The sequence below is a fragment of the Niabella sp. ZPM-14 genome (assembly GCF_055693045.2).
Window position 1 is genome coordinate 1,081,241 of the sequence record NZ_CM181148.1, and the last position, 24,488, is coordinate 1,105,728.

Genomic DNA, 24,488 nt, shown 5'->3' on the forward strand with positions numbered 1-24,488 from the left:
TGTAGATTTGATTCAATACTAATCAGCTTCATACACAATTTTTTCAATTTTTCGATCCAGCTGCATTTCGACTTACGCCTCTGCCCCTTAACTTTGCGCCATGCAAAACGACACGATCCTCTTTCAACTGCTCGATAAAGAATTAGAGCGCCAACGCAACGATATTGAACTGATCGCTTCAGAAAACTTTGTTTCTCTGCAAGTGCTGAAAGCTATGGGCAGTGTGCCCGCCAATAAATACGCCGAAGGGTATCCCGGCCGGAGATATTACGGGGGATGTGAAGTAGTGGACGAGATTGAAAACCTGGCGATTGACCGCCTGAAACAGGTGTTTAACCTGAGCTGGGCCAACGTGCAGCCCCACAGCGGCGCACAGGCCAACGCTGCCGTGTTTATGGCCGTACTGAAACCGGGCGACACGATCATGGGCCTGGACCTGAGCATGGGCGGACACCTGACGCACGGAAGTCCTGCCAATTTCAGCGGCAAACATTATAATGTTATTTCTTACGGAGTTAATAAAGAAACCGGACTGGTAGAATACGACGACCTGGAACAAAAAGCGCTGGCAGAAAAACCGAAAATGATCATCTGCGGTGCATCAGCTTACAGCCGCGACTGGGACTATGCACGCATCCGTGCAGTGGCAGACAAGATAGGCGCCATCGTCATGGCGGATATCGCGCACCCGGCGGGATTGATTGCCAAAGGCCTGCTGAACGATCCGTTTGATCATTGTCATATCATCACCAGCACCACGCACAAAACATTGCGCGGACCCCGCGGCGGCGTTATCATGATCCGTCACGACTTTGAAAACCCATGGGGCATCAAAGACCCGAAAGGCAATACCCGCACCATGAGCCAGCTGCTGGACCTGGCCGTTTTCCCCGGCATCCAGGGCGGACCGCTGGAGCACATCATCGCTGCCAAAGCCGTGGCTTTCGGAGAAATCCTGGATGAGAGCTTTGCAACTTACGCCAAACAAGTGGTGAGCAACGCGCAGGCGATGGCTAAGGCTTTCGTAGCAAAAGACTATAACCTGATCAGCGGCGGAACGGATAACCACCTGATGCTCATCGATCTTCGCAATAAAAATATTACCGGAAAAAAAGCACAGGAAACACTGGACAAAGCATTTATCACGCTGAACAAGAACGCAGTGCCATTTGACGACAAATCTCCGTTTGTAACGTCGGGTATCAGGGTCGGTGTGCCGGCCGTTACCTCGCGCGGATTGAAGGAGCAGGACGTGGTTCAGATCGTAGACCTGATCGACCGCGTGTTGACCAACGCCGACGACGAAAAGCTGATCACCGACGTTCGCGAAGACGTAAAGGCTTTCATGAAACAGTTTCCGCTGTACCCGGAATTGGGATAAGTATGTTCCAGGTTTAAGGTTTATAAGTAGAACAGGTGGTTCCTGCAAAGCGCAAAAACCCGTACATTGAATATCATTAAACCTTAAACAAACATTAAACTCATTAACATGATTCAACGAAAACAAACATTGTGGTTACTGCTGTCAACAATAAGTAGCGGGCTGACTTTCAAGTTCCCTTTCTACAGCGGGCTGGTTACACCCGGTACGAAAGGCGTGGAAGGACCGGAGCTGACAGCCGCCGATAATATTTACCTGATATTATTAACAGTGCTGGTAACCGCGGTCGCGGCTATCACCATTTTCCTGTTCAAGGACCGCAGAAAGCAAATTCAGCTGTCCATACTGGGGCTGCTGGCTTCTATCGGGCTGATTGCTTTGTACTGGATGTATTCGCAGAACTTTTCGACCGGCAATATCGCGCTGACAGCGATCTTTACGCTGCTCACGGTTATCGGTTTCTTTTTTGCCATACAGGGCATCCGGAAAGACCAGAAACTGATCCGCGATCTGAACCGGCTCAGATAACATCAAAAGCTTTTTGATACGAATGCGGCGCAAAATTTGCTCCGCATTTTTGTTTATAACCCTTCCATTTAAAGTACCTTTGCACCTCCGTAAAATGAAAAATATGGCAAAAGTTAAAGTAGGGATGGTTCAGATGAGTTGTACTGATAACAAACAGGACAACTTGCAGAAAGCCATCAATCAAATAAGAGAAGCGGCCGGCAAGGGCGCCCAGATCGTGTGTTTGCAGGAGCTGTTCACTTCCTTGTACTTCTGCGATGTGGAAGATTATGATAATTTCAAACTGGCAGAGCCCATTCCCGGTCCGTCTACCGACGCGTTGCAGGAAGTAGCCAAAGAGCTGGGCGTGGTGATCATCGCGTCACTGTTTGAAAAAAGAACGGAGGGACTATACCATAACACTACGGCGGTGCTGGACGCTGATGGCAGCTACCTGGGCAAGTACCGGAAAATGCATATTCCGGACGATCCGGCTTATTACGAAAAATTTTACTTCACGCCAGGTGACCTGGGATATAAGGTCTTTAAAACAAAATTTGCCACGATCGGCATATTGATCTGCTGGGATCAGTGGTACCCGGAAGCAGCGCGGATCACGACATTGATGGGCGCGGAAATGCTCTTCTACCCTACCGCTATTGGTTGGGCCACGGACCAGGACGAGGCAACGAATAAAGATCAGTACGATGCCTGGCAGACTATCCAGCGCAGCCACGCTGTAGCCAACGGGATCCCCGTGGTGAGCGTGAACCGTGTGGGTTTTGAGCAGGACGGCGCAATGAAATTCTGGGGCGGCAGTTTTGCCACCAACGGTCAGGGCAAGTTGCTCTACCTGGCTTCTCACGACCAGGAAGAAACGCAAGTGGTGGAGCTGGATCTGAAGCAAGCCGACTCGTTCCGTATGCACTGGCCTTTTTTGAGAGACAGAAGAATCGATTCGTATCAGCCGATTACGAAGCGGTTTATTGATGAGGAGTAGGGAAGTCGGAAGACAGAGGTCCGAAGTCAGAGGTTGGAAGTTTGACGTAAAGAAGTTGAGCCACTCTAAGCCATTGTTGCTTTTGTTTTTAACACCTAAAAATAAAACCTATGGCTTTCAAATTTGAAAATTTAAGAGTTTGGCAAAAGGCATTAGACCTGACGGCGCTGGTGCATGACACGACACTAAAATTTCCGAAAGACGAATTATTCATCCTCTCTTCACAGATCAAACGGGCAGCCGATTCCATGGCATTAAATATCGCGGAAGGCTCCACAGGGCAATCTAACCCAGAATTTAAGCGGTTTCTGGGAATTGCGTTACGATCCGACACTGAAGTAGTAGGTTGTATTTATTTAGCAAAAAGGCGGAACATTATTTCTGACGAAGATTTCGAAAGAATATACAGACAATGCGAAGAAATACTGGTTATGATTAACGCCTTAAAAAAAACTTTAAATTAAAATGTTTAATTCTAATATCTCGTCGGAGCCAGCTGATGTCTCATCTTTCGGACTTACTGACTCTCCGTCTTCCCGTCCATTACCCGGCTACTTCTTCCCCGCCGAATGGCATCCCCACGAGGCGACCTGGCTGAGCTGGCCGCATAAAGAAGCTTCCTGGCCGGGGAAACTGAATACCATCTATCCTTACTACGCTCACTTCGTGAAAGAACTGGCCAGGAGCGAGACCGTGCGCATCAACGTGACGGATGAGAAGATGAAGTCTTTCGCGCTGAAACACCTGCAAAAGCAGGGCGCCGACCTGACGAAAATTGAATTTTATTTTAATGAAACCAATGATGCGTGGTGTCGCGATCACGGCCCCGCTTTCCTGATCAACCCCGATGCAGAGCAGCACAAGAAGGTTATTGTTGACTGGGGCTACAATGCCTGGGGCGGGAAATACCCACCTTATGATCTCGACGACGTGGTTCCCACCAGGATTGCGCAGCATTTCGGACTCCCGGTGTTCTACCCTGGCATCGTCATGGAAGGGGGCTCGGTAGAGTTCAATGGCGCCGGCACGATCCTTACCTCGACGGCCTGCCTCCTGAACCCGAACCGCAACCCACATCTGAACCAGGAACAAATTGAAACTTACCTCCACCAATATTATGGCGCGAAGCAGGTATTGTGGGTGGATGACGGCATTGTGGGTGACGATACGGACGGACATATCGACGACACGGTACGGTTTGTAAACGAAGACACCGTCATTACTGTGGTAGAAGAAGATAAAAACGATGATAATTATGAACTGTTGCAGAACAATCTGAAGCAGTTAAAAACGATGCGGCTGCTGAACGGCAAACCGCTCAACATTATTGAAATCCCCATGCCGGATGCAGTGATCTATGAAGATCAGCGCCTGCCGGCCTCCTACGCGAATTTCTACATCGCTAATAAATCGGTCATCGTCCCGACCTACCGATGCAGCAAAGACGACACCGCCCTGAAGATCCTCCAGGAATGCTTTAAAGACCGGACCGTGATCGGTATTGATTCTACTGAGATCATCTGGGGATTGGGTAGTTTCCATTGCCTGAGCCAGCAAGAGCCTGCGGTATAATTAATACACGCTTGCGAGAGCGTTTGGCCGCAGCTCCTTCACTTAGTTATTCGCAAAGCCTTTTTCCATAACGTAAAAGGCCGCTCCCCGTCCGCCCCGGCACGGGTGGGCAGTTGTTTTGTCTGAGGCAAAACTTGGGTCGGAATAACGATCGATAACAGCAGCTCCACAACATCCTGAGTGCGTCGTTCCGACCGAAGCGCAGCGGAGTGCCCGCCCGGATGGTACTGTTCGGACGCAAGGATTCTCGCTCAACGCCTTTGGTACGGTTTTTTAGTGTTTACACACGAACGCGGGAATCCGGCTGGTAGCGGCGACTTGCTGTACACATTTCGTATCAGACAAACACCGGTTGCTCCGGCGACACAACGTCGGTTGCCGCTTCCCGTTTGTATGATTAAGAAAAAATTCTTATCATTCCCGCTTTGGGCGGTATTGCCCCGCAACTATCCATCTTAAATTATCATTTATGAATGATCTTTGGTCCGCCAGCTATTTTGGCAATCCTCTATCAACCTGGCTGTTCGTTATCGGAGGAATTCTCTTAGGTTTTATCGTATTGAAGTTATTGAAGGCGGTGCTTATCCGGCGCCTGAAAAGCTGGTCGCAAAAGACCAAAGCTACTGTAGACGACTTTCTGATCGATATTATCGAACGCTCGGTTCTGCCGGTTTTATATTTCCTGATCTTTTATGCAGGCTTTCACTACCTGAAAATGTCGCCCAAGGCGGAGAGGGTTTTAGAAGTGGCCATGCTGTTCTTCTGTACTTTTTTCGCGCTGCGTTTGATCAATGCCGTAATACAATATGCCATATTGAGCATGCTGAAACAACAGGATGATGGCGATGCCAAGCAGCGCCAGGCCCGCGGCTTGCTCGTGATCGTAAAAGCAATCGTTTGGCTGTTTGGTATTGTGTTCCTGCTGGACAACTTTGGCTACAACGTAACAACGATCGTGGCAGGGATGGGCATTGGAGGTATCGCTATCGCGCTGGCGGCACAGACCGTTCTGGGCGATCTTTTCAGTTATTTCTCCATCCTCTTTGACCGCCCCTTTGAAATAGGCGACTTTATCAGGGTGGATGATAAAATGGGAGTCGTAGAATACATCGGTATTAAAACTACAAGATTGAAAAGCCTGGAGGGCGACCAGTTGGTGTGTTCGAATAAAGACCTTACGGATTCGCGCGTGCACAACTTTAAAAGAATGGAAAAGCGCCGGGTCGTTTTTGCGCTCGGTGTCACCTATCAAACACCAGCGTCCATGCTGGAAGCGATCCCGGAAATGGTAAAACAAATTGTATCGGACAATGACCAGGTAGTGTATGACCGGGGACATTTCTCAGGCTTCGGAGATTTCAGTCTGAATTATGAATTTGTATATTTCATCCTCACTCCAGACTTCAACATTCATATGGATACGCAGCAACGTATCTTCCTGAAGATCTTTAAAGAGTTTGAAAAGAACGGGATCGAATTTGCTTACCCCACTCAAACGCTTTTTGTCAGCAACGAAAACGCAGCTGAGCCTTCCGTTAATAAAAATTAATGAACAATAGTCCTGAACGTAAGGTTGATACGTGGTGTATCAACCTTTTTTGTGGGCGGCAACCGGTGTAGCCAATGTGTCTGGCAAGCGCCTTTCATGACCAGCAGGCTGCCGTGTTCCAGCACTTCGGAAACGACTTCGCCGGTCCGCTTGTGTTTGAAAGCAAACTTCCGTTCCGCGCCCAGGCTTAGCGAAGCAATCGCGCCATTCCGTTTCAGATCTTTTTCAGCATCACTATGCCAGGCCATGCCTTCGCCCCCATTGTGATAAAGGTTTAGCAGGCAGGAGTTGTAGGTCTCTCCCGTCAGCTGCTCCGCGACAGACTTTAAGGCCTTCAGCTCAGATGTCCACAGCATCGCGGTTTTGGTGATGCCGGAATATTTATATTCAAAATGCTGATCGGCATACCAGGCCACTTTCCTTTTAGTGATGATCTTTTTTCCGAAGATGATGGCTTCATCATTCTTCCAGTCGATATGATGCAGCAGCCGTTCGTAAAAGCGGTCCGCCTCTCCTGCCGCCAACACCTTTCCGTAGTACACTGCTTCGCCGTCGAAGGGCAACAAATTATGCGGATTCATTCAATGCTTTTTGCTCCAGTTCCAATAAATATTTTTTTCGCCAAAGCCCGCCTGCATACCCGGTTAGCTGTCCGCCGGAGCCAATCACCCGGTGACAGGGAATGATGATGGCGATCCGGTTCATCCCGTTGGCATTAGCTACTGCCCGCACGCTTTCCGGCCGGTGGATCGCCAGGGCTTGTTGTTTATACGAACGCGTTGCGCCGTAAGGTATGTTTCTCAGCGCTTGCCAAACATCCTGCTGAAACGCAGTTCCATGCAGGTGCAGCGGCACATCGAAATCCTTCCGTTTGCCTTGAAAATAGGATTTCAGCTCCTGTTCCAGCTGATCAAGATGGGGATTGGGCCCGTGCACCACTGTGGCAGAAAGCTGGTTGGCCAGCGAAGTGATCTGCGCCTGCAGGTTCTTCCGTTCGGTAAACTCCAGCAGACAAATGCCGGTTTCGGTAGCCGCTGCGATCATGACGCCGATCGGGGTCTCTATTTTGGTTACGCTGATCAGGCAGCTGCCTTTTCCGTTTTTAGGAGATACACCAAATGTATTTTTAAACGAGTCGGCAAAACCACTCAACGATTCGAAGCCTGATTCAAAAGCCGCGCTGGTCACGGTAGCACCGCTTTGTAGCTGCCTGGCGGCCGCGCTCAGGCGCATCATTCGCTGGTACACCTGGAAGGTCACGCCGTGCTGTTTTAAAAACCAGCGCCGCAGGCGGCTGGGCTCTAAGCCTTCGGCACGCAAGTCGTCGTCTTTTATCTTCTGAAAAGGATCATCAGCAATGCGCTGCAACAGTTGCTTTATCGGCAGCGGCACTTCATACAATCCTGTCAGGGGTTTACACACCAGACAAGGCCGGTAGCCATTGATCATACATTCTTTGGATGTATGAAAAAATTCGACGTTTTCTCTTTTGGGTTTCCGGGCGGTGCAGGACGGACGACAAAAAATGCCGGTGGTCTTTACGGCCACAAAAAACTGTCCTTCGAAGGAACTGTCTTTATCCACCAATGCCTGGTACATGATATCATCGGTTAAAATCATATAGCAAAACTATTGAGCCTGATTTCCTGAAACAACCGAAAATTGAACAACTATTTTTGGAAGTCGGAGGTTGGAGGTCCGAGGTCAGAAGTGTATTAAAAGGACAGTGTCCACGCCCCGGACTTCTGACTTCGGACTTCCGACTTCACTACAAATACTTTCCTGTATAACTTTCTTTTACCTTCTTTATATCCATCGGCTTACCGGCAAAGACGAGCTCGCCGCCACCATCTCCTGCCTCCGGCCCCAGCTCGATCAGCCAGTCGGCGCTTTTGATCACATCTGTATTGTGCTCAATCACCAGGATAGAATGTCCCTGCTCAATCAATGCATTAAAGGAGGCCAATAACTTTTTAATGTCGTGAAAGTGCAGTCCCGTTGTGGGCTCATCGAAGATAAACAGCACCTTGTTGCCCCCGTCCGACCGGGTTGTCCGGGCAGGCTTCCCCAGGAACGAAGCAAGCTTCACCCTTTGCGCTTCACCGCCAGACAACGTATCGGATGACTGGCCGAGCTTCACATAACCGAGGCCCACATCGCTCAGCGGCTGTATCGCGTCGGACAGCTTTCTTTCATCTGCAAAAAAATCAATGGCTTCATCAACGCTCATTTCTAATACATCATAAATGCTTTTGTCTTTGTATTTCACTTCAAGAATTTCTTCCTTGAAGCGCTTACCGCCACAGCTTTCGCAGATCAGGTGCACATCGGCCAGGAACTGCATCTCTACTACTTGTTCGCCTTCACCTTTGCAGGTATCGCAACGACCGCCATCTACATTAAATGAAAAATGCTTGGGCTGAAAGCCGCGCATCTTGCTTAATGGCTGCCTGGCAAACAAATCACGGATCTCATCGTAGGCCTTGATATATGTGACGGGATTGCTGCGCGAGGATTTGCCGATGGGGTTCTGATCGACCATTTCGATCTGCTGAATGCTTTCAATATCGCCGGAGATCGCTTTATGAAAGCCTACCTTCTCACCACTGAATTCGCCTTTGATTTTTTGCAGACCGGGATAAAGGATTTGTTTGACCAATGTTGTTTTTCCGCTGCCGCTGACACCGCTTACGACACATAAAACATTTAAAGGAAATTCGACGGTGATATTTTTAAGGTTATTATGTCGGGCGCCTTCTATTTTGATGGACCGGTTCCACTTTCTAACAGACTTTGGCGGAGCAATAGAAAATTCACCGCTAAGGTATTTGCCCGTCAGGCTATCGGGGTTTTTGATCAGCGTCTTGAAATCGCCTTCCGCCACTACCTCGCCTCCGAGGTGAGAGGCCAGTGGCCCCATATCAATGATATGATCCGCCTCCTGCATCACCATTTCATCGTGCTCTACCACAACCACCGTATTGTTGAGGTCTCTTAACTCTTTGAGCACTTTGATCAGGTTGCTGGTATCGCGCGAATGAAGCCCGATCGATGGTTCATCAAGGATGTATAGAGAGTTCGTCAGATTACTGCCAAGACTGCGCGTGAGCTGTATCCGCTGGCTTTCCCCACCGCTCAAGGTATTGGCGACGCGATTCATCGTCAGATAGCCCAGTCCCACTTTGAGCAAAGTATCCACCCGGTTATTGATCTCGAGCAGCACTCTTTTGGCGACTTCTTTTTTATGTTCAGAAAGCTGTAAACGATCCAACCAAACCTTCAGGTCGCGCGCGGGCATTTCGCAAAGCTCGCCAATATGCTTTCCGCCCACTTGTACGTATAAAGCTTCCTTACGAAGCCGGTAGCCATTGCAATCGGGGCAGGTGGTACGCCCGCGATAGCGGCTCAGCAATACACGGTACTGTACCTTATATAAATTTTGTTCGACCTCTTTGAAGAAGTCGTTGATACCTCCATTGGTTTGCCAGAGGTAATTATACTGCTCTTTGGTCAGGTCGGCAACTGCTTTATGAACCGGGAAGCCGGTACCCGAAGCGGCTTTTATGAAACGGTCTTTCCACTTTCCCAGCTTTTCACCTTTCCAGGGAGCGACCGCCCCTTCATATACGCTTAATCTTTTATCGGGTATGACCAGGTCGGCGTCAATACCCAACACGAGACTGAAGCCTTCGCAGGTAGGACAGGCCCCCAGCGGATTATTAAAAGAGAAAAGATTGGGCTGCGGCTCTTCAAACACGATCCCGTCGAGCTCAAAGCGATTGTTAAAATTCAACAAGCGTTTTTTTCCTTTGGCCGGTATCACCTCGATATACACTTCCCCCTCTCCCTCATAAAAGGCCGTTCCGATAGAATCGCCTAAACGATGGATATCATCTTCGTCAAATCCGATGGAGGGGTCTTTCACCACAATCCGGTCGATCAGGATATAGACGTGTTCTTTTTTCCCTTTTCCTGCGGGCAGTTCCTTCTTCAATGCGGCATCATCCAACTCCAGCAGATCTTCGATCCTTTTTACCGCCATCCCTTCATCGGAGCCCGTCACATCTACTGCCAGGCGGCTAAACCCTTTCTGCATCAGGATGTTTAGCTCCTCTTTTACGTCGCGGTTGCGATGCTGTTTGAACTGAACCAATATGAATACCTTGTCCCCTTCTTTCAATTGCGTGATCGCCTCTACCACATCGGCCACATCATCTTTCTTCACTTCTTTTCCGGAAACCGGCGAGATCGTGGTGCCGGCGCGGGCAAACAACAAACGCAGGTAATCATAGATCTCTGTCATCGTACCCACGGTACTGCGCGGCGTGCGGGTGATGACCTTTTGCTCGATGGCAATGGCCGGGCAAAGTCCTTTGATATAATCTACTTCAGGTTTGTTCATCCTGTTCAGGAACTGCCGTGCATAAGCACTCAGGCTTTCAGCGTACCTTCTTTGCCCTTCGGCATAAAGCGTATCAATGGTCAGCGACGACTTTCCCGATCCGGAAACACCGGTCACCACAATGAATTGATTGCGCGGAAAGCCCACGCTCACATTCTTCAGATTGTGTACCCGCGCGCCTTTCACCAATATTTCTTCCTTCGACTTTTTTTGTACGGCCATTATATTTTTTGATTATAAGGTAGCAAAGAGTGTAATAAGTCTTTGTCGCCCGAAAATACATAAAGAAGCGCGCAAATCTTATTTCAAATACACCAACAAGTAAAACGGCTGCAGGTTCGATTTTCGGGGTCGAAAATGTCGTGAAAAAGCAGCCCTTCAACGAATATTTGGCTGCCGTCTCCTATATTTGCGGGCAGTTGGACCCAGATAGCAAATTGTATATTGATTTACAGTGTGTTAAAACGCATTAATTGTAATTTTAACAAAATTTTTAACAGTTTTGGGCAATTTTTTGGGTCATTTGCAAGTGCCGGTACTAAACCCCGTGGTGTGTTGCATGAGATAAGGTACTTGCCGGCCAACTAATTTTCTAAAAGTAATGACAACGGATATAAAAAAGAGCGACAACGAGCTTATACACTTGTTTGCAAGTGGTAACGAATCGGCACTCGATTCATTACTTGAAAGATATAAGGACAAGCTTTTTAATACTATACTTTTTATTGTAAAAGATAAATATCATGCGGAAGATATTTCGCAGGACGTATTTATCAAGATTATTGAAACTTTAAAAAGCGGTAAGTATAAAGAAGAGGGGAAATTTTTGCCCTGGGCGATGCGTATTGCCCACAATCTTTGTGTAGATTATTTCCGCAAACTGAAACGCTTCCCGTTTGCTAAGAGCAGTGCGGATAATGAAGTGTTGGATACCATAAATTGCACCGAGCAAAACGCTGAAGATAAAATCATCAATGTTCAAAGTGTGGGGAAGGCGAAAGATCTGTTGGAGAAATTACCTGAAGAACAAAGAGAGGTGATCATCCTGAGACATTTTGCTAACCTTTCGTTTAAAGAAATCGCAGACATGACGGGTTGCAGTATCAACACCGCTCTTGGAAGAATGAGATATGGTCTGATGAACCTGAGAAAGTTAATGACGGGTAAATAATTTTAACAGGATTTAACCGCTGATCTTTAAAACATTCTTCCGACTGATCCGTTATATAACTAAGCACAACAATTGATTGATAAAGATACTGTCATCTTGTGTTTCCGATAGGACAAAAGAAGTTCGCTAAAGTCTTTATCGAATTATTCTTGCCGAAGCCAACCGGTTTACACAAGATGACGACAAATTGAGCCGCTCTTTCAAAGAGCGGCTTTCTCATGTCCCTAACGATCGCTTTTAGCAGCCGCGAACCTGCCTTTTAAACCTGCCAGAACAATTTCAAACGTTGTAAATTTTTAGCGTCGTTGGTGATTATATAAATCGACTATCTTAGTAAGAAGAATAACGATTTGCTCTTAAACCACATGGTACTTCTATAGGACGATCCGTACGTTCGCCCCAAACCAGTAAACGATTAAAGCCCAATATATGAGAAAGCTTCAACCTGCATTTTCAAAGACAGGCCTGTGCCTGCTGTTATTACTTTTTTTCACAGGGTTACATCCCTCCTCTTTGTTTGCCCAAAATACCCGCACCGTCACCGGCGTTGTCCGCGATGACAAGCAGCAACCCATCAGCGGCGTGAGTGTGGTCGTCAAAGACTCGCGGCTGGGAACGGCGACGGACGACCAGGGCCGCTATACCCTGCAAGCCGTGGCACAGGGAGCCACTATCGTATTCAGCTATACCGGATATCCGAACCAGGAATTCACGGTAGGCGAGCAACAATCGATCGATGTAACCATGACCGCCACATCTACAGACATGAACGAGATCGTGGTGATTGGTTACGGTACTGCCAGACGAAAAGATCTGACCGGCGCCGTAGCATCTGTTCAGGCGACGAAGCTGGAAAAGGAAGCGCCCCGATCGATCCAGGACCTGTTGCGCGGTAATGCCGCCGGTCTGATTATCGGACAAGGAAGCTCTGCAAAAGCTGATGCCAACTTATTAGTAAGAGGTGTCGGCACGCTTAAAGCGGGCAGCGGGCCATTGAACGTAGTAGATGGAGTGATATTTTATGGTGCGCTATCGGATATCAACCCCAATGATATTCAATCTATCGACATCTTGAAAGACGCGAGTGCGACGGCCGTTTACGGAGCCATGGCAGCCAATGGCGTGGTGTTGATTACCACTAAAAAAGGAGTAAGCGGCAAACCGAGGATCACTTTCAACGGTAATATTGGCTTCGCTGAGATCGCAGGTATGCCCCGCGTGATGAACGGCGAAGAGTTTCTTGCATGGCGCTATGACTACGAGGTGGGACGAAGAACACAGGCTTATCTTGATCAATACCCGGAAATGTTTGTTGATCCCCGCAAGCTGAGCAATGTCAGCCAGCTCGATTGGTATAACTATGACCAGGGCACTCCCGTTCCTTCTGTCACAGACGAGCAGCTGATCAGAACCTGGTTGACGAGGCTGGAATTGAAAGCGCCTGAGATCGATAACTATTTTGCCAATAACTTGACGAATTGGCAAGACCTCGTGTTCCAGCGCGGGTTTCAACAGGATTACACCGCAGCTGTTTCTAACAGAACCGATAATTCCAACTATTATTTTTCACTGAACTACGTAGATCGCGAAGGCATTATCGCAGGCGACCGGTTTAATAACTTCCGGACGCGGCTGAATCTTGAATCCAGGGTCACCTCTTTTCTGAAGGTGGGCGCTAACACCAACTTCGCCGTGAGAGACGAAGGCTTCCTGAGAGCCGACTGGGGACAATCCGCCATTATTTCTCCTTATGGCTCGAACAACCTGGATGACCCGAATAGCTTGTACAGGAGGTTTCCTACGGGAGATGTAACGCCTGTAAACCCGTTCCACGACAACTTGTACAGGGACCGCAAGGATGTTTACAGTACGCTCAACTCCAGCATCTATGGTATCGTGACCCTGCCGTTTGGCTTCGAGTTTCAAACAAACTTTACGCCTTCTTTTACCTGGCGCGAATACTATAACCACGAATCTTCTAAAAACCCGCAATGGGCGGCTAATGGCGGAAGCAGTGAACGCACATTTGAAAAAACCTACAACTGGCTCCTGGATAATGTGCTGAGATGGAAAAAACGGTTTGATGACCACAATTTCGAAGTAACGCTGTTGCAAAACGCGGAGAAAGGTCAGTTCTGGAGAACCAAAGCAACCGCATCTCAATATACGCCAAGCGATATCTTAGGCTGGCACCGGTTGCAGGCGGGCTCGGTGCCGCTGAACGAGAGCAATGATACGTATCGCACCGGTGACGCCTTAATGGGCCGTCTGTTCTATTCTTACAAAGAAAAATATATGATCACCGGCTCGATCAGGCGGGATGGTTATTCGGCTTTCGGCGCTCAAAATCCGAGAGCTACTTTTCCGGCACTGGCTTTTGCCTGGGACTTTTCAGAAGAAGCTTTCATGAAAAAGACCTCCGACTGGCTGGACTATGGTAAACTGAGATTGTCCTGGGGTAAAAACGGGAACAGGGACATCGGCCAGTATGAAGCCCTATCTGACATGACTTCCGGCCTGCACCCTTATATTGATCAGAATGGGAATGTATATGTGTCGTCTCAATTGTATGTAAATCGCATGGCGAACCTGGGACTTCGCTGGGAAAGCAAATCATCTTATAATATCGGTCTTGACTTCTCCATCTTTAACAGCAGGTTGAGTGGTGCTATTGATGCCTATACAGCTACTACCATCGATCTGTTGGTCGATCGCGCGCTTCCCGAGATCATCGGCTTCAACAGTGTAGCAGCAAATTTGGGCCAGCTCAATAACAAGGGATTCGAAGTGTCTTTAAACGCCGGCATTATTAAAAAAGAGCAGTTTAACTGGAACTCCGGGTTCATCTTCATGCTGAACAGGAGAAAAATCGTGAGTCTTTATGGAGACATGATTGACATCAAAGATGCTAACGGAAATGTGATTGGTCAGAAAGAGGCGGATGACATTAAAAACAGATGGTTCATCGGCCGCGATCCCGATCAATACTGGGCCTACGAGCGCGTGGGTGTGTGGCAGGTTGGTGAAGAAGCAGCAGCAGCTAAATACGGCAATCAACCAGGGGATTTTAAATATAAAGATCAGAATGCAGACAGCGTGATGACTGACGCGGATCGTGTTTTCCTGGGTTACAAAAGCCCGAGATTCCGCTGGACCTGGAGAAACGACTTCGACTATAAAGATTTCTCGCTATCCTTCTTTATCTATTCTAACTGGGGGCAGCAAGAGCAATTCAACCGCGCGGCCAACAACAACAGTTTTCCCGATCGGGCCAGCGATTACGTTCAACCCAGATGGACCCCGCAAAATCCGATCAATGATTATGGCAGGATCGGGTCTAAAAATATCGGCACTAATTACGTCGAAAGATCTTTTATCAGGTTAGATAATATCTCTCTGTCTTATTCAGTTCCTCAAAGCATCCTGAAAAAAATAAATGCACAATCGCTGCGGATCTCTGCTTCAGTAAGGAACGTGGCTTTCTGGGCACCACACTGGACGTATGGCGATCCAGAATCAGGAGGCTATCGGACTACAGACGGTGACGGCAATGAGCTGACACCCGGACAGCCCACTCCCCGTACTTATAATTTAAGCCTCAATCTAACCCTCTAATTATTCTCCCATACGAGATGAGTTGTTGAGATCGCTTGGCTCAGGCGCTTATCGCTCAGATCGATAAAAACACAGACATGAAACGATATACTTTATATAGCAGATCATCGGTTGTTGCCCTCGCTGCATTGTCCTTAGTGGCCTGTAAGAAAGACTGGTTAACACCGAAACCGCTCTCCTTCTATGAACCCGGCATCGCCTTGTCAGACGCGAATGGCATGTATTCTACGCTTACGGCCTGTGAGAGAAATATGAGACATGAATATTTTGGTGACGCTGCGCCTATTCTTACAGAGATCATTCAATCGGAAGTAGCCGTTGAAGGTACTACGGATAAAGCAGGTCCGCAGATGGACATGGATATTTCCTTGCTGCCCGACGCGCAACTGAACAGCACCGACTTTACAAAGGTCGGCTGGTACTGGTATGAAGGCTACAAGGGCATCAAATATGCCAACTCCGTGATCTCCAGGATCGACGCCGCCACCTTCAAGGATGAGAATGAAAAGAATGCTGTGCTCGGTGCAGCTTACTTTCAACGTGCCTACCGTTACTTTAAATTAACACACCAGTTTGGTGACATACCCTATCTCGACAGAGAGATCGACGAGCCCAAATACGACTTCTATTCTTATGATCGCTGGAGCATATTGGAACGCATGAAAAGCGATCTTGAATTTGCCTATCAATGGGTACCGGAAAAAGTGGACCGGGGCCGCACTTCGAAAGCTGCGTGTGGCGTGTTACTTATGAAAGTGTGTATGGCTTTAACCGATTTCGACCGGGCTATTGAAGTGGGTAAAGAGATCGTTGCCGCACATCCCCTCATGAAAACAAGGTTTACTGCAAACAGGAACAAACCCAACACCAACCTGATGTTTGACCTTCACAGTGTGGAGGCCAAACTGGATATATCTAATACCGAAGGCCTGATGTATGTAGTCTCTTATCCTGAGGTAGACGGATCTGACCGCATCCAGACCATGCGCAATGCCGTTCCTTTCTGGAACAGCGGGAACATTAAGACCCCTGACGGCAAAGCCGGCACCAGTGTGCCTTTGGCAGCCGGCGAAACCGACCCGGCCATGGATCTGAATAAAAGTTATGGCCGGGGGATCGGCAGGTTAAGACCCACCTGGTACTTTACCAACGAGATCTGGCGCGCAGACAAGGAAGCAACAGACATGCGCGGCATTTTAAATAAGGATAGCTGGCGCAGGATGGAAGATCTAAGGTATAATCACCCCGACCTGAAAAAGAACAACAATCCCTGGTATGGCAAGAACCTGGTGAAGCCTGCAGCAATGAGTGTGGAAGACACCATCCGTCTCTGGTTCTCCTGGCCACACTACAAAGTATTTGTACCCGACCCCCTGCAGGCGCAATGGGCGGGAGGTGAAACGCCCTGGTACATCTATCGCTCGGCAGAGGTATTCCTGATGATGGCAGAGTGCTACTATTGGAAAAATGATCTGGCTATGGCTGCTGTCAATCTCAACGAAGTGCGCACCCGCGCAGGCGCCACGCCCTTAGGTGCGGGAGATGTCAATATCGGCGAGATACTTGACGAAAGGGCCCGCGAATTATACTATGAAGAGAACCGGCATATCGAACTGGTGAGAATAGCTTATACGTATGCCAAAACAAAAAAGCCGTGTGAAATATTCGGAGGCCGCGTTTATAGCCTGGAAAATATCAGCGGCCCTGGTGGCATCAACTCCAACATAAAGCAGACGGGCGTCAACTTCTGGTATGACCGCGTGGTAAGCAGAAGCAACTTTTACAATAAGGGTGTGAAACACAAATGGGCAGAATATAAGGTGAGCGTGCATCATATTCTGTGGCCTGTGCCTGCCAATGCTATTAATACAAACATCAAAGGTGTCATCAACCAGAACATCGGGTATCCCGGTGCAGAAAAGAATATACCACCGCTTATGGTCGGCAGCGAATAAAAACACAGTTCAAAAAGTACACGGCTGTTTCATCTATTTGAAACAGCCGTTTTTATTTAAGTCATTACACTATTAACAGTTTGCAGGGCCTTGGAATTACTTCAAACGTTGTAACTCGTCAAAGGTCAAAACATATTGCAAAAAGCTGTACCTTACCATCACTGTTTTACCAAAGCTATAAGATTAACTGTAGCGATAACTTAGTAACAAACTTGCTTGATTATGATAAAACGATTCTATAAGACATTTCCTGAATAGTTCAATTACCCGGGTCACCGATTAGCTTTCATTTCAGCTATCTGCCTTAAACAATGTGACGGCACCTGGTATCCGGTTCGGTTAACCATACGCCTCTCTTTTCCTCCATTACAGCAGCCCGCGCCAGGCGGATATATATTGACCTGACATTTTTGCCCCTGAACCACTTGAATGTATACGCAGTCAGCGATGATGCTTTACACGCTCTCACTGCTGATTGTATTTTCTTAACCTTCAATTGGCAACCAAGGGCCGGTTGAAACAAAGCAGTTGTATGAAAAAATCAACCCTTGTTTCTTTGGGAGCAGCGCGTTGGCTGTTCGCCATTCTTTTCACCGCATTACTACCGCTGGGTTTGTATGCGCAAACGCAGACCATAACGGGTGTCGTCAAAAATGACAAAGGCCAGCCGCTCAGCGGTGTAAGTGTCGTTGTCAGAGGCACCTCAACAGGAACTGCTACCGGCGACGACGGTAGCTACACTTTACAAGACGTGGCCCCGGACGCGATCCTTTTGTTTAGCTACACCGGCTACCCGGATGAAGAGCATAACGTTCAAAACCGAACCGTCATCAATGTAACGATGACCTTAACCGCCACAGACCTGAACGAAGTGGTCGTTATTGGTTATGGCACCGCCAAGAGAAAAGACGTCACCGGCGCAGTAGCTTCCGTTCAGGCTACAAAGCTGGAGAAGGAAGCACCTCAATCTGTGCAGGATCTTTTGCGCGGTAATGCTGCGGGCCTTATTATTGGCCGTAGTAATCCCGCAAACACGGCAAGAGGTGACGCAGATATACTCGTAAGAGGATCGGGAACGCTGAAAGCGGGAAGCGATCCGCTCATTGTCATTGACGGCGTTATCTTTTACGGAACGCTTGCCGATATCAATCCGAACGACATTCAATCCATTGATATCCTTAAAGATGCCAGCTCAACCGCGGTGTATGGAGCCAAGGCCGCTAACGGCGTGGTGCTGATCACTACAAAAAAAGGCGCCAGAGGCAAACCGCGCATCACCTTCAATGCAAACATTGGAGTGGTAGAAATAGCGGGCATGCCGCGCGTTATGACCGGTGAAGAATTTTTAGCGTGGCGGCAGGATTATGAAATTGGCAGAAATAATGACGCGTACCTTTCAAAATATCCTGAAATATTTACCGATCCCAGAAAGCTAACAACAGTGAATCAACTGGACTGGTTTAACTACGATCAGAAAACGCCGGTGACTTCCGTAACTGATCAGGAGTTGATCAAAGCATGGCTGACCCGGCTGGAATTAAAAACACCGGAAATAGAAAACTATCTCGCCAATAAAGTTACGAACTGGCAGGACCTGGTCTTCCAAAAGGGGTTTCAGCAGGATTACACCGCGAGCGTGTCTAACCGGAATGATCATTCGAACTATTACTTTTCGCTCAACTACGTTGACCGGGAAGGTATTATTAAAGGCAACCGTTTTACAAATTTCCGCACCAGGCTCAACCTCGAGTCCAAAATCGCATCTTTCCTGAAGGTAGGCGCCAACACAAATTTTGCCGTAAGGAATGAAGGTTTTCTCCAGGCCGACTGGACGCAATCGGCGGTAATATCTCCCTACGGATCAAACAATCTCGATGATCCTAATAGTCTTTTTCGCCGGCTTCCAACCGGAGACATCACTCCGGTAAACCCTTTCCACGATAATCTTTATCGCGATCGTAAGGATGTGTACAACACATTAAATTCTAATATCTACGGCGTCATCACCCTCCCGCTTGGTATTGAGTTACAATCCACTTTTACGCCTTCCTTCATCTGGCGCGAATACTACAACCATGAATCAGCGGATAATCCCGAATGGAAAGCCCGCGGAGGCACGAGCACAAGACGGTTTGAAAAAACCTACAACTGGCAGATAGATAATATCCTGAGGTGGAAGAAGCGCTTCGACCACCACAATTTCGAGATCACCCTGCTTCAGAATGCCGAAAAAGGACAATACTGGAAGACTGAGGCTGGTGCGTCAAATTATAGCCCAAGTGATATTCTCGGCTATCATAATATTGAAGCCGGAACCGTGCAACGGGTTAACAGTGACGATACCTACCGGACAGGCGACGCGTTAATGGGGCGTTTGTTCTACTCGTACAAAGACAGATATATGATCACCGGGTCTATTCGTCGGGACGGTTATTCAGCCTTTGGTACACAAAATCCTAGAGCCACTTTTCCGGCACTTGCTTTTGCCTGGGATTTTTCCGACGAATCCTTCATGAAAGGCGCTGCCAGTTGGCTGGACAACGCCAAGTTGCGGCTGTCCTGGGGTAAAAATGGTAACCGGGATATCGGCCAATACGAGGCATTGGCTCAAATGAAATCCGGACTGCATTCCTATATCAACCGAAACGGCACGGTTTATCTTTCTTCACAATTGTTTGTGGACAAGATGGCCAACCTTGGCCTGAAATGGGAAAGCAAATCATCTTACAATGTGGGGTTAGACTTTTCGCTCTTTAAAGGCAAATTGAGCGGCAGCATCAACGCTTACACAGCAACGACGATTGACCTTTTGGTGGATCGCGCCCTACCGCCTGTAATTGCATTTGAAAGCGTATCCGCCAATTTAGGCCAAATGAATAACAAAGGTTTTGAGGTGTCGCTGAACGGGAAAGTGTTGCAACGAGAACGATTTGATTGGACTTCAGGCTTCATCTTCATGCTTAACCGAAGAGAAATTGTAAGCCTGTACGGCGACAAGATCGACATTACGGATGCCAATGGAAATATAACAGGTCAAAAGGAAGCGGACGATATTAAGAACAGGTGGTTTATAGGCCAGGATCCCGACAGGTTCTGGGACTACGAGCGCGTTGGTGTATGGCAAACACATGAGGCCGGGGAGGCGGCAAAATATGGTAATCAACCCGGGGACTTTAAGTATAAAGATCAGAACGGAGATGGTGCCATGACCGACAAAGACAGGATATTTTTAGGTTATAAAAGCCCGCGCTTCCGGTGGAGTTGGCGAAACGACTTTAACTATAACCGGCTCACACTGTCCGTTTTTGTATACTCAAATTGGGGCCAGCGGGAACAGTTCAACCGCGCGGCAAATAATAACAGTTTTCCCGACAGGGCAACCGATTATATCCAACCCCGGTGGACACCTGATAATCCCATCAACGACTATGCCCGTATCGGCTCGCGGAATATAGGCACCAACTATGTTGAAAGGTCATTCATACGGCTCGACAATATTGCCCTTTCCTATGCTTTGCCACAAGCGCTCCTTGAAAAGGTAAGCATAGAGAACGCAACAATTGCCACATCAGTCAGGAATGTTGCCTTCTGGGCGCCTCATTGGAAATTTGGTGATCCCGAATCAGGAGGCTACCGCACCAGGGATGGTAATGGAAACGAATACAATCCGGGTCAGCCAACACCGCGCACTTACAATATAAGTCTCAACGTAACTCTTTAATTTCTTTGCCATGAATGATAAAATAATATACCCAAGAATACTGATCTGTTTTTTAATACCACTCTCTTTATGGAGTTGTAAAAAAGAGTGGTTAAAACCGCAGCCACTTTCCTTTTATGAACCTGATGCGGTGTTGATAGATGCTCCTGCCATGTATTCAGCCCTGGCAGCAGCTGAGCGGAATATGCGGCACGAGTATTTCGGTGATGGCGCACCCCTGCTCACCGAGATCATACAGTCCGAAGTAGCCGTGGAAGGCACTACCGACAAAGCAGGCCCACAAATGAACATGGACATCGCCTTATTGCCCGACGCTAATCTGAACAGTCCCAACACAACCAAAGTCGGATGGTATTGGGAAGAGGGATACAAAGGCATTAAATATGCTAACACGGTAATATCGGGGATTAACAAGGTTACATTTGAGAACGAGGCTGAAAAAAATGCGGTGTTGGGCGCTGCTTATTTTCAAAGAGCTTACCGGTATTTTAAGCTCACGCACCAATTCGGGAACGTCCCGTTTTTAGACGAACTATACAATCAACCTAAGCTTGACTTTTACTCCCATGATCGTTGGAGCATCCTGGAAAAAATCAAGGAAGACCTGGAGTTTGCCTACCGGTGGGTACCTGAAAAAGTGGACCGCGGCCGCACCTCAAAAGCGGCTTGTGGTGTGTTGCTGATGAAAGTGTGCATGGCCCTGACAGATTTTGATCGTGCTATACAGGTAGGAAAAGAAATCGTGGCCGCTCATCCATTGATGAAAAACCGCTTTACCAGCAACAGCAGCAAGCCTAACACCAATCTTATGTTTGACTTGCATAGTGTTGAAGCGAAGCTGGACATGTCCAATACAGAAGGCCTGATGTACATTGTCGCTTATCCTAACAGCGAGCCCACTGACAATAGTCCCAACAATCGTATCTTCCTGATGCGCAACGCCGTTCCCTTCTGGAACAGCAGCAATGTCAAGACGCCCGACGGCAATCAGGGCACCAATATTAACCTGGCTGCCAACGAAACTGATTTATCCCTCGATTTAAACAAAACTTACGGAAGAGGGATTGGGAGGCTGCGTTCCACCTGGTATTTCACCAACGAGATATGGCGTGCCGACAAAGAAGCCAATGATCTTCGGGGCATTTTAAATACAGATAGCTGGCGCCGAATGGAGGACCTCAGGTACAACCATCCGGCTTTGAAAGAAAAAAATAACCCCTGGTACGGAAAAAATCTGATAAGGCCCGCTTCCATGAGTGTAGAAGATACCATTCGCACCTGGTACTCCTGGCCTCATTATAAAGTATTTGTTCCTGATCCGCTAAACACGCGATGGGACGGAGGTGAAACGCCGTGGTATATCTATCGCTCTGCAGAAGTTTATCTGATGCTGGCTGAATGTTACTATTGGAAGAATGATCCGGCCCAGGCCGCCCTGAATTTAAACGAAGTGCGTACGCGAGCCGGAGCCACACCGCTGACAGCCGGTGAAATCAATATCGGCGAGATACTGGATGAGAGAGCCCGTGAATTATATTACGAGGAAAACAGGCATATAGAGTTAGTCAGGATCGCCTATACATACGCTAAAACAAAAAAGCCTTGTGAAATATTCGGAGGTCGTGTGTATAGCCTGGACAACATCAGCGGACCGGACGGTGCTAACGCCAATGTAAAACAGATGGGTATAAACTTTTGGTACGATCGCGTATTCAGTAAGAACAGCTTTTACAGAAACAACGTTACTCATAAGTGGGCTACCTATAAAATAAGCGTGCACCATATTTTGTGGCCGGTTCCCGCAAGTTCTATCAACGCTAACGTCCAGGGAGTCATCAACCAGAACGTCGGTTATCCCGGTGCGGAAAGAAACGTACCGCCCAAAAAAGTGGGTGAATAATAGCCTTGGCTTTTCATATCCAATTACAATAAGGCTCGTGGAGAGGGCCTTATTGTTTAAAATCTATTTCAAACGTTGTAATTTAAAGTTCTGAACAGGCTTGCCTCAAAACGTTTATCTTAGTAGCATACGAAACCGCAATGATTGTGATCATTGCTTGCCCCCAACCATTATCGACGAATCAGGAACAATCATGATTTCTTAAGTGAAAAAACTTTTAAAAAATGTCATCACAGTCAACCAGAAGCAGGAGAAAATTTATCAAAAACTCTTTTAAGCTCACCGCCGGAGGCATACTGTTGCAGGGAGCTCCGACCATTGTACCATCCACCGTTTTCGGAAAAAATGCACCGAGCAATAAGATCAACATCGGACAGATCGGCTTTGGTCGTATTGCTATGACACATGACCTGCCCGAGACCATGAAGAACGAAGTGGCGCGCGTGATCGCTGTGGCTGACGTTGATAAAAACCGCCTGAAACAAGGCAAAACCTTTATCGATAGCTACTACGAAAAGAAAACAGGAAAAGCGAATTATATCGATGCAAAAATGTACGACGATTATAAGGACCTGATCGCCAGCAAAGATATAGACGCCGTTATTATCAGTACGCCCGACCATTGGCATGCACAACCGGCTATGGAAGCAGCGCTTGCAGGCAAACACATTTACCTGCAAAAACCTACTTCGCTCACCATCGAAGAAGGAAGAACCATGAGCGATATCGTGAGAAAAATGGGTGTCACGTTTCAGCTGGGCAGTCAGCAAAGATCCAGAGGTGGCGGCGTTCAGTTCAGAAAAGCCTGTGAATTGGTACGCAACGGGCGTATTGGAAAATTAAGAGAAGTGCACGTAGGGCTGCCGGCTGATCCATCAGGCGGTGTTACAACAGAAATGCCCATTCCGGAAGGCCTCAATTATGACATGTGGCTTGGCTCTACCCCTTATATTTATTATACCCAGGACCGCGTGCATGATCAGAAAGAGATCAATGGTCCGAGACCAGGATGGTTGCGCCTTGAGCAATTTGGTGCAGGCATGATCACCGGTTGGGGGGTGCATCATATCGATATCGCGCACTGGGGCATGAATACAGAACTTACCGGTCCAATAGAAGTGACCGGCTCAGCGGAATTTCCCACTACCGGCTTATGGAACGTCCATGGAGATTATAAAGTGGAAGCCAAATATGCGAACGGTGTGACCATGTTTGTCAATAGCGACAATCCTAATGGTGTTAAGTTTGTGGGCGAAGACGGATGGATCTTTGTAACGCGGGGCGCAGTATCCGTAACCGGATCTGATCCCGGAAGCAGCGACAAGCCTGCGAAAGCCTTTAACGCGAGCGATCCAGCGATCCTGACTTCCGTCATCAAACCGAACGAAGTGCATTTGTACGACAGCCCGGAACAGCACCAGAACTGGCTTGAATGTATTCAGAATAAAAAGGAAACAATCAGCCCGGCCGAAGTGGCACACCGGTCATGCAGCGCCTGCCTCGTTTCCTTTGCGGCGATGAAGATGGGTACCAAACTGTATTGGGACCCGAAGAAGGAAGTGTTCAAAGACAATATCGAAGCCAACAAGCTGCTGAGCCGTCCGCAACGCTTTCCCTACGGAACCAATTATGTATTAAACAATTTAAAAAAATAAAAACCATCGCATTGATGCAACTGGCTTTTCGTCCGGATCTTCCAGCATGAGCAACCAGGA

15 protein-coding genes are annotated in these 24,488 nt (G+C 47.9%); 12 read left to right on the forward strand and 3 right to left on the reverse strand.

All coding sequences use genetic code 11. From position 1 onward, the window contains the following. Positions 1–100: 100 nt before the first annotated feature. From glyA to ACU37H_RS04660, 6 genes are all read left to right on the forward strand, one after another. Positions 101–1,381: a serine hydroxymethyltransferase gene (glyA, locus tag ACU37H_RS04635; RefSeq protein WP_472703192.1), complete on the forward strand. Its 1,281-nt coding sequence runs from the start codon at positions 101–103 to the stop codon at positions 1,379–1,381. A gap of 108 nt (positions 1,382–1,489) precedes the next feature. Then, positions 1,490–1,909 carry a DUF4293 domain-containing protein gene (locus ACU37H_RS04640; protein ID WP_472703193.1) on the forward strand — a complete coding sequence of 140 codons (420 nt, stop codon included), beginning with the start codon at positions 1,490–1,492 and terminating at the stop codon, positions 1,907–1,909. 103 nt (positions 1,910–2,012) lie between these two features. Beyond that, positions 2,013–2,888, forward strand: a complete 876-nt coding sequence (locus tag ACU37H_RS04645) for a carbon-nitrogen hydrolase (RefSeq protein WP_472703194.1) — start codon at positions 2,013–2,015, stop codon at positions 2,886–2,888. Positions 2,889–2,998: 110 nt separating this feature from the next. Continuing rightward, complete coding sequence (locus ACU37H_RS04650; RefSeq protein ID WP_472703195.1) at positions 2,999–3,352, forward strand: four helix bundle protein; 354 nt, start codon at positions 2,999–3,001, stop codon at positions 3,350–3,352. A 1-nt stretch (position 3,353) separates the two neighbouring features. Further along, positions 3,354–4,460, forward strand: a complete 1,107-nt coding sequence (locus ACU37H_RS04655) for an agmatine deiminase family protein (RefSeq protein WP_472703196.1) — start codon at positions 3,354–3,356, stop codon at positions 4,458–4,460. Positions 4,461–4,929: 469 nt separating this feature from the next. Continuing rightward, positions 4,930–6,009, forward strand: a complete 1,080-nt coding sequence (locus tag ACU37H_RS04660) for a mechanosensitive ion channel family protein (protein WP_472703197.1) — start codon at positions 4,930–4,932, stop codon at positions 6,007–6,009. On the opposite strand, the gene ACU37H_RS04665 is transcribed toward ACU37H_RS04660, so the two are convergent. The 3 genes from ACU37H_RS04665 to uvrA form a co-directional block, all read right to left on the reverse strand. After that, positions 6,006–6,590, reverse strand: a complete 585-nt coding sequence (locus ACU37H_RS04665) for an alpha-ketoglutarate-dependent dioxygenase AlkB family protein (RefSeq protein WP_472703198.1) — start codon at positions 6,588–6,590, stop codon at positions 6,006–6,008. The two genes, ACU37H_RS04660 and ACU37H_RS04665, sit on opposite strands and share 4 nt — an antisense overlap. Continuing rightward, positions 6,577–7,629: a bifunctional transcriptional activator/DNA repair enzyme AdaA gene (locus ACU37H_RS04670; RefSeq protein WP_472703199.1), complete on the reverse strand. Its 1,053-nt coding sequence runs from the start codon at positions 7,627–7,629 to the stop codon at positions 6,577–6,579. The genes ACU37H_RS04665 and ACU37H_RS04670 overlap by 14 nt, the downstream gene beginning before the upstream one ends. A gap of 148 nt (positions 7,630–7,777) precedes the next feature. Beyond that, entirely contained in the window at positions 7,778–10,633 is a 2,856-nt protein-coding gene (uvrA, locus tag ACU37H_RS04675; protein WP_472703200.1) for an excinuclease ABC subunit UvrA, read from the reverse strand. A gap of 379 nt (positions 10,634–11,012) precedes the next feature. On the opposite strand from uvrA, the gene ACU37H_RS04680 reads away from it, so the two are divergent. The 6 genes from ACU37H_RS04680 to ACU37H_RS04705 all read left to right on the forward strand — a co-directional run bounded on the left by ACU37H_RS04680 (position 11,013) and on the right by ACU37H_RS04705 (position 24,428). Continuing rightward, positions 11,013–11,582 carry an RNA polymerase sigma factor gene (locus tag ACU37H_RS04680; RefSeq protein ID WP_472703201.1) on the forward strand — a complete coding sequence of 190 codons (570 nt, stop codon included), beginning with the start codon at positions 11,013–11,015 and terminating at the stop codon, positions 11,580–11,582. 429 nt (positions 11,583–12,011) lie between these two features. Further along, the gene (locus ACU37H_RS04685; protein WP_472703202.1) at positions 12,012–15,197 is read left to right on the forward strand and encodes a SusC/RagA family TonB-linked outer membrane protein; all 3,186 of its coding nucleotides are present in this window, start codon (positions 12,012–12,014) and stop codon (positions 15,195–15,197) included. A gap of 77 nt (positions 15,198–15,274) precedes the next feature. Continuing rightward, positions 15,275–17,152 carry a RagB/SusD family nutrient uptake outer membrane protein gene (locus ACU37H_RS04690; RefSeq protein WP_472703203.1) on the forward strand — a complete coding sequence of 626 codons (1,878 nt, stop codon included), beginning with the start codon at positions 15,275–15,277 and terminating at the stop codon, positions 17,150–17,152. Positions 17,153–17,684: 532 nt separating this feature from the next. Next, entirely contained in the window at positions 17,685–20,873 is a 3,189-nt protein-coding gene (locus tag ACU37H_RS04695; RefSeq protein ID WP_472703204.1) for a SusC/RagA family TonB-linked outer membrane protein, read from the forward strand. 10 nt (positions 20,874–20,883) lie between these two features. After that, positions 20,884–22,773 carry a RagB/SusD family nutrient uptake outer membrane protein gene (locus tag ACU37H_RS04700; RefSeq protein ID WP_472703205.1) on the forward strand — a complete coding sequence of 630 codons (1,890 nt, stop codon included), beginning with the start codon at positions 20,884–20,886 and terminating at the stop codon, positions 22,771–22,773. A gap of 224 nt (positions 22,774–22,997) precedes the next feature. Continuing rightward, the gene (locus ACU37H_RS04705; protein ID WP_472703206.1) at positions 22,998–24,428 is read left to right on the forward strand and encodes a Gfo/Idh/MocA family protein; all 1,431 of its coding nucleotides are present in this window, start codon (positions 22,998–23,000) and stop codon (positions 24,426–24,428) included. Positions 24,429–24,488 lie beyond the last annotated feature (60 nt).